Annotated in this window: 5 protein-coding genes; 2 read left to right on the top strand and 3 right to left on the bottom strand. The window is 56.2% G+C overall.

The window, feature by feature from the left end:
• Positions 1-292 precede the first annotated feature (292 nt).
• Positions 293-1,441, top strand: a complete 1,149-nt coding sequence (locus tag ACW5W8_RS23065) for an MFS transporter (protein ID WP_498630706.1) — start codon at positions 293-295, stop codon at positions 1,439-1,441.
• Between the two features lie 137 nt (positions 1,442-1,578).
• On the opposite strand, the gene ACW5W8_RS23060 is transcribed toward ACW5W8_RS23065, so the two are convergent.
• The 3 genes from ACW5W8_RS23060 to dinG form a co-directional block, all read right to left on the bottom strand.
• A complete protein-coding gene (locus ACW5W8_RS23060; RefSeq protein ID WP_498630704.1) occupies positions 1,579-2,475 on the bottom strand; it encodes a histone deacetylase family protein in 897 nt (298 codons plus the stop codon).
• A gap of 81 nt (positions 2,476-2,556) precedes the next feature.
• On the bottom strand, positions 2,557-3,216 hold the full coding sequence (locus tag ACW5W8_RS23055; RefSeq protein WP_498630702.1) for a YccT family protein: 660 nt from the start codon (positions 3,214-3,216) through the stop codon (positions 2,557-2,559).
• A 142-nt stretch (positions 3,217-3,358) separates the two neighbouring features.
• Entirely contained in the window at positions 3,359-5,446 is a 2,088-nt protein-coding gene (gene dinG / locus ACW5W8_RS23050; protein ID WP_498630700.1) for an ATP-dependent DNA helicase DinG, read from the bottom strand.
• Positions 5,447-5,841: 395 nt separating this feature from the next.
• On the opposite strand from dinG, the gene ACW5W8_RS23045 reads away from it, so the two are divergent.
• Entirely contained in the window at positions 5,842-6,915 is a 1,074-nt protein-coding gene (locus ACW5W8_RS23045; protein ID WP_498630698.1) for a porin, read from the top strand.
• Positions 6,916-7,488 lie beyond the last annotated feature (573 nt).

Raw genomic sequence — 7,488 nt, 5'->3', positions numbered from 1 at the left:
TTTTTTTGTTTGTTTTTTATTTCGGGGCGCCCCCCCGGGCCCCCTCTTCTGTTTATGGCCGCAAAAGCGAGCCAAGGTATCGCGAAGGGGATGATTTTCAACTGGCCATATCCCGGTTACATAGCCAAATCTCTGGTTAATCAAAAGGATACCGCTGGCGTTAAATGGGGTCGTATCTCGTAGCAATCACTGCGTGCAACAAAACCTTGCGGCTTGGCTGCAGTGCCGATTGACAATGGATTTGGCAGTGGCATGATGCGCTCGCATTTTGACTCTCCTCACGGTTCTACCCATGACCACATACACCCGGCCAGTGCTGTTATTGCTCTGTGGCCTGTTGCTGCTGACCCTCTCCATCGCGGTGCTGAATACTCTGGTGCCGCTCTGGCTTGCCCATGACAATCTGCCGACCTGGCAGGTTGGCATGGTCGGCTCCTCCTATTTCAGCGGCAACCTGCTGGGAACTTTGCTGGCGGGCACCCTGATCAAGCGTTTTGGCTTTAACCGCAGCTACTACCTCTCCTCCGTTATCTTTGCCGCAGGTTGTGTCGGGCTCGGCATTACCCTCGGTTTCTGGAGCTGGCTCGCCTGGCGCTTCATTGCCGGCATCGGCTGCGCCATGATCTGGGTGGTGGTGGAGAGCGCGCTGATGTGCAGTGGCAACGCGCACAATCGGGGGCGACTGCTGGCCGCCTACATGATGGTCTACTACCTGGGGACTGTGCTTGGGCAACTGCTGGTCAGCAAGCTGCCGACCGGCCTGATGGACGTGCTACCCTGGGCGACCGGACTGGTATTGGCGGCGATTCTGCCGCTGTTGTTCACCCGCATCGTCAGTGAGGGCAGCGAAGCACAGGGAGCGACCCGGGTCTGGCCGATGCTGCGGCTGCGGCAGGCGCGGCTTGGGGTCGATGGCTGCATCATCTCCGGCATCGTGTTGGGGTCGCTCTATGGTCTGATGCCGCTCTACCTCAATCATCAGGGGGTGAGCGATGGGGAGATCGGCTACTGGATGGCGGTGATGGTGAGTGCCGGCATTCTGGGGCAGTGGCCGGTCGGCCGTCTGGCTGATCGCTTCGGGCGTCTGTCGGTACTGCGGGTGCAGGTGCTGGTAGTGATCCTGGGTTGCGCAGCCATGCTCGGCGGCGTGGCGATGGGGCCGGCCCTGTTTATCCTGGGCGCTGCCGGTTTTACTCTTTATCCGGTGGCCATGGCGTGGGCCTGCGAGAAGGTCGAACACCATCAGCTGGTGGCGATGAATCAGGCACTGTTGCTGAGCTATACCATCGGCAGCCTGCTCGGCCCAGCCTATACTGCGCTCCTGATGCAGCACCTTTCGGACAACTTGCTCTTTATCATGATCGCCGGCGTGTCGCTTATCTATCTGCTGATGCTGCTGCGCCCCATGGGGAAACATCCGACGCCGGTGGCCAACGCCTGAACGAGAGCGGCAGCAGGGCTGCCATCCTCGCTTCCCGATAAGGGATAAAGACGGCGCAATGACGCGCGATATAACGCAGAGGCGGCCCTTGGGCCGCCTTGTTGTTGTCTGCAACTGCGGTTATCAGAGATTAACGGCTAGCCGTAACGTTTTTTTGCCTCTTCAAACAAGGACATATGCAGCGGGATCAGCTGCTGCCAGTCGCGCCGGTAGCCGCCGCCCGGCACGGCAGCAATGGGCAAGCCGTGCTGCCGGGCGCAGTCAAATACCATGGCATCGCGCTGGCGTACTCCCTCATCGCTCAAGGCGAGATAGCCAAGCTCGTCGCCCCGGTGTACGTCCACGCCAGCCTGATAGAGGATGAGATCGGGAGCGTAGAGCCGCAGCGCCAGATTGAGCGCCTCTGCCAACGTGGTGAGGTAGGCATCGTCCTGCATGCCGCTTGGCAGAGGGAAATCCATGTGGGAGGCGGGCTTGTGACGGGGGAAGTTGTGCTCCCCGTGCAGGGAGAGGGTGATAATATCGCGCCGTCCTTGGCACAGGGCTGCGCTGCCATCCCCTTGATGGACATCGAGATCGATGATCAGTACCTGCTCGCAGCGCCCTTCGTCCAGACAGGTCTGGGCGGCGATCACCAGATCGTTGAAGAGACAAAAGCCGCTGCCAACATCCCGGTGGGCGTGGTGATAACCGCCGGAGATTTGCAGGCCGCAACCCTCCTCCAGGGCGTGGCGGCTAGCGGCAATGGTGGCACCTACCGAGCGCAAGGTGCGTTCAATCAGCAAGGGAGACCAGGGAAAACCAAGCTGGCGGATGGCGCTCGCATCGAGGGTGCCGGCGAGGGCCGCCGCCACATAAGCCGCATCATGCACGCTCTCTATCTGTGCGCGGCTGGCGGGCGTGGCCTCTACCAGCGGATAGCCGAGGCTGCCCAACTGCTCAAACAGCCCCTGATACTTGGCCAGCGGGAAGCGATGGCGCTCTGGCAGGGCCAGGGCGGAGTAGAGGGGGTGATAGAAGATGCGCAGTGACATGACGGCAGGGCCTTTGCAGATATGAAAAAGGGGAGCCTGGCTCCCCTTGTCTATCCCGGCGATACGGGATGAATCATCCAATTACTGCTGCTGGATAACCCAGATCTGGAACGCTTTGCGGGTCTCCGTATCGGCCTTGTTGTACCAGTTTTGCAGCTGGGTCAGGGCTTCCGGGTTGCTCTGCGCCTTGCTGGGGGCTGCCACAACCGGTGCGCTGGCGGCGGCCATCACGGCGGCAGAAGAGACGGCAACCGCAGTGGGCTGGTTGAAGGCTTTGCCCATGTTGATCAGCTCTTGCTGATAGTCGCGGGTCAGCTGGAAGCCTTCTACTTTCGGCATCACGAACTGTTCGCTGCTCACTTGCTGACCACTGACCTTGTCTTTCAGCGCCACTTTCTGATCTTTGACAAACTGCTTGGCCTCGGTCTCGTTGCGGGGCTTCTTGTAGTCCAGTACCAGCTTCTGGTTGTCTGCGGCGGTAAAGTTGAGTACCAGCGGCTCGGCGGTCACCAGCTTGATTTCGCTGCGGTTGGAGAAGTTGCCTTCAAAGGCGATGACCAACTGGTGCTTGCCGGCAGAGAGGGGGAAGGTGCTGGTTTTGTCGAGCAGCTTGGGGTTGATGGATTGACCATCGATCAGCTGAACGACATAAGGGGTGGTTACTTCCAATTGAGCATCAGCCAGGGCGCTACCGGCCCACAACAGACCAGCCAGCGCCGGTACCAGAACAGTCAGTTTCATTTCATCTCCTTGAACAGTCAGGCGATTGCCCACTGAAAACAGGGGCTCATTTTTACAGGTTTGGCCTACTGCGGCAATGGCTCTTTCTGGTGGTCAACGTTCGCGCCGCTGTCGGTTTTTCTGTCAATAACAACCGGCTTATTTATTCGATCCGCCGTGTAAACGGGGGGAGGGCATCGAGCAACCCCTTGCCGTAACGTTTGGTCAGCAGACGCCGGTCAAGAATGGTGACCCGCCCCCGATCGGCCTCTTTGCGGATGAGGCGACCACAGGCCTGGATCAGTTTGCGCGATGCCTCTGGCACCGTCAGTTGCAGGAACGGGTTGCCCCCCCGCTGCTCCACCCACTCGGCGGTGGCCTCCTCGACCGGCGAGTTGGGTACCGCAAAGGGGAGCTTGGTGATCACCAGATTGGTAAGGTAGTGACCCGGCAGATCCAGCCCCTCCGAGAAGCTGCCGGTGCCACACAGAATGCTGGCCTGACCGCCATCGCATTTTTGCTTGTGCAAGGTGAGCAGGGCATTGCGGGACGCTTCCCCCTGCACCAGCAGGGAGAGTCCCTTGGCACGCAGTCCCGCCACCACTTCATTCATCTGCCGGTAGGAGGAGAAGAGTACCAGGCTTGCCTCCTTGCCTGCCAAAATACGCGGCAGCACGCTGACAAGCTCGCTGGTAAAAGCAGGCGAGTTGGGTTCGTGCGCCATTTTGGGCAGATAGAGCTCGGCTTTCTGATAGTCAAAGGGGGAGCGCAGGCGCAAATAGCGGGTACCGTCGTGCTCTTTGAGCCCCACCTGATGGCGAAAATAGCTAAAAGAAGAGAGGGCGGTGAGGGTCGCGGAGACCAGCACGGCCCCCAAACATTTCGACCAGAGCCACTCCTCCAGCAGATAGCCTACCTCAATCGGTGAAGCGTGCAGCCAGATATCGCCGTCATCGCTCTTGGCCATCCAGCGGGCGAGCGGGGTTTTACCGGTCGGCACATGGCGCCCCAGCATCTCCCACAACGCGCAGAAACTCTCCAGCCGCTGCAGATGAAAACCGCTCTCTGCCAGCAGGGGTTCGGCCTCTTTGCGGCGGATCTCGCCATCTTTCAGTGCTTCACCGATGGCCCCCTGCATCCGATCCAGCGCTCGTAGCGCCTTCTTGCTCGACTCCTTGAGGTTCTCCGCCAGCATGGGCAGGGGATCCGGCAGTACTCCTTCGGCGAAGCGGTAGTGGGGTTCTGTGCCAAACAGCCGCTCGTTGGCGCTGAGCCACTGCTCGACCGCCTTCAGGTCAGGCTGGATGGAGGCCAGTGCATCCTGCAGTTTGAGCTGGGGGTCGAGCAGGCTCTCTTTATTAAGCGTCCGCGCTAGCTTGCCTGCACTTTGTACCAGCTTCTCCAACCAGCGGCGCGAGCCTTTGACGCTGGCAGATGCTGCGCCGTGATCCCGGGCGATGGTGGGCAGATGATGGGCCTCATCCAGTACATAGATGCACTCGTCGGGTGGCGGCAGAATGATGCCCCCCCCCATGGTCAGATCGGAGAGCAGCAGCGCATGGTTGACGACCAGCACATCGGCGCTCTCCATATCGTTGCGGGCGCGATGAAAGGGGCAGTGCTGATGATGGCTCAGCGCCTTGTTGCAGGTGTGGCGATCGGCAGCGATGCGATCCCAACAGAGGTCGGGGATCGGCTCCGGCCAGTTGTCCCGATCCCCGTCCCACTTGCCATTGGTATAGGCCTGCCACAGCGCCTGGTAACGATCCTTGTCGCTCTCCGATGGCTTGTGTTTGCTGAGGGCACCCGTATTTTGCAGAAAAAAGTCGAGCTCGAAGTTGGCCATCTCGGCACCACTGGCAGCCTGCTCCAGCAGATGCTCGCAGCAGTAGCGCTGGCGGCCCTTGACCAGCATAAAGCGAAACGGCAGCTCGCTGTGGCGGTGGTAAAAAGGAAGGTCTTTGTGGATCAGCTGCTCTTGCAGAGCCACGGTGGCGGTGGAGATCACCAGCTTCTTCTGGGTAAGTCGAGCCACCGGGATGGCGCCTTGCGCATAGGAGAGGGATTTGCCGATACCGGTTCCCGCTTCGGCCACCAGGATCCTGCGCTGTTTGTCGTACTCACCGGTCAGGGTTTTGGCGATTTCGGCCACCAGAAAATTCTGCTCTTTGCGCGGTACAAAACCGGGTAATCCATCCGAAATCTGGCGATAGGTTTGACGAATGGTGGCTTTGAGGCGAGTAGAGAGCATGAAGAGCAGGCCAGTTAGGGGTTAATCGAAGGACAAGGATACCCGCAACCCCTTGGTGAGGTCGAGGCAATAGCCATTATCACGACTGTTTTACGCTGATCAGACCACTTTGGTTGTTTATCAGGTAGTTAGCGTGATTTGCATGTAAAACAAGCTATTTGAGTCCAAATAATCAGCAGGATTCATTGTAAACGTTTTCCTTTTGCCTTGCCGTCAGGTGAGACTTGGCTCACATTTTTGTCTCCATGACTATGGTTTCCATAAAAAGTTCCAAGTTTTTTCATTGCGGTTCAAAAAATCCGGTGCTAGTCTCGGCGGCATAGTGATGCAAAGAACATCGCTAACACAGGGAATAACAACAACTTAGTGTTTAATTACAGTAGGCATTGGAAACTATGAAAAAGACAATTCTGGCTATTGCTATCCCAGCTCTGTTTGCATCCGCCGCTAACGCTGCAGTGATCTATGACAAAGACGGTACCACTTTCGACGTATATGGCCGTGTACAGGCTAACTACTACGGTGACCACGACAACAGCGATGCAGAGCTGGTTGGTCAATCACGTCTGGGCTGGTCTGGCAAAATTGCCCTGAACAACACCTGGTCAGGTATTGCCAAGACCGAGTGGCAAGTTGCGTCCGAGAACAGCGATAACATCAGCAAAGATGGTGTTGCCAAGGGTGAGAAAACAGGTGGTAAGTTCGAAGCTCGTCATATCTACGTAGGTTTCGATGGTACCCAATACGGTAAAGTCATTTTCGGTCAAACTGATACCGCTTACTACGATGCTATCGCTGCAACCGATATCTTCAACGAGTGGGGTAGCGAAGGTAACCTGTACGATGGTCGTCAAGAAGGTCAGATCATCTATTCCAACAGCTTCGGTGGCTTCCACGGTAAACTGTCTTACCAGACCAATGATGATGCAGTGACTTCTGTTAAAGACGTTGGCTCCAGCACCATCAGCAAAACTATTCAAGATGTAAAACTGAACCAAGGCTACGGCGCTGCCGCTGGTTACAAGTTTGACTTCGGTTTGGGCTTCGATGCCGGTTACAACCGTTCTGATCTGGAAGCAACTGCTAACCGCGCAGGTGTGTTCACCAAGGGCAGCAAGTTTGAGAAGTCTGATTGGGCTATCTCTTCCAACTACGGTATCAATGGCTTCTACTTTGCAGCCATGTACAACGAAAGTGATCTGAAAAACAAAGCAACTGGCAACAAGCATGAAGGTAAAGGCTACGAACTGGCTGCTACCTATAACGTAGATGCCTGGACCTTCCTGGCAGGTTACAACAAAGAAGAGACCCGTGCTCCAGGCGCTTCTTACAAAGATTCTATCGATGCCACCCTGCTGGGTGTTCAGTATGATTTCACTTCCAAGTTGAAAGCCTACACCGAATACCGTATCGAAGGTATCGATAAGGCTGACGACCAGTGGACTGTTGCTCTGCAGTACAACTTCTAATAAGTTGCAGATGAGTAATATCCTGGCTTGAGTCTTTGACCTAGCTACGAATGGCCGAGATGATATCTCGGCCATTTTTTTACGACGTCAGTTGCTTCTTTATTGTGTTGCCTGTTAATCATTCGCATGGTTATCCGCTAATCCCACCTTATCTCGCTAGCATAGTCTGCAGTGATCAACTACATCCGGACACTTGATTATTGTCGGGTGGTGTTCTGCACGCTTCTATCGGGAGCCGCGCTGTAGAAAAAAGATACTAACCTGAATCTCCTTGATCATACCCACATCTTCACTATTGATATGGGTCTATGGGTTTCAGGTAACTCACCAGGATCAAGTAGTATCCGTTTCATGATGCACGCTCATGAAATTGAGCCGATGTGTGTTGTTGCCAAAGGCCCAAATCATGGGTGAGGTGGCCAGATAATGTATGCTGGGCACAGGATATATAGAGAGAGAATTATAAATAGTGTGGGTTAATTAAGGCTATGTCCCAATTACGTGTTGCATGGGGTGCCCCAGCGCCTCATGCAAACATGCTTTGATATTCACGCCCCTCCCGTAACGCTCCAG

The organism is Aeromonas aquatilis, from assembly GCF_054052405.1.
This window is presented reverse-complemented; position numbering and strand designations above follow the sequence as displayed.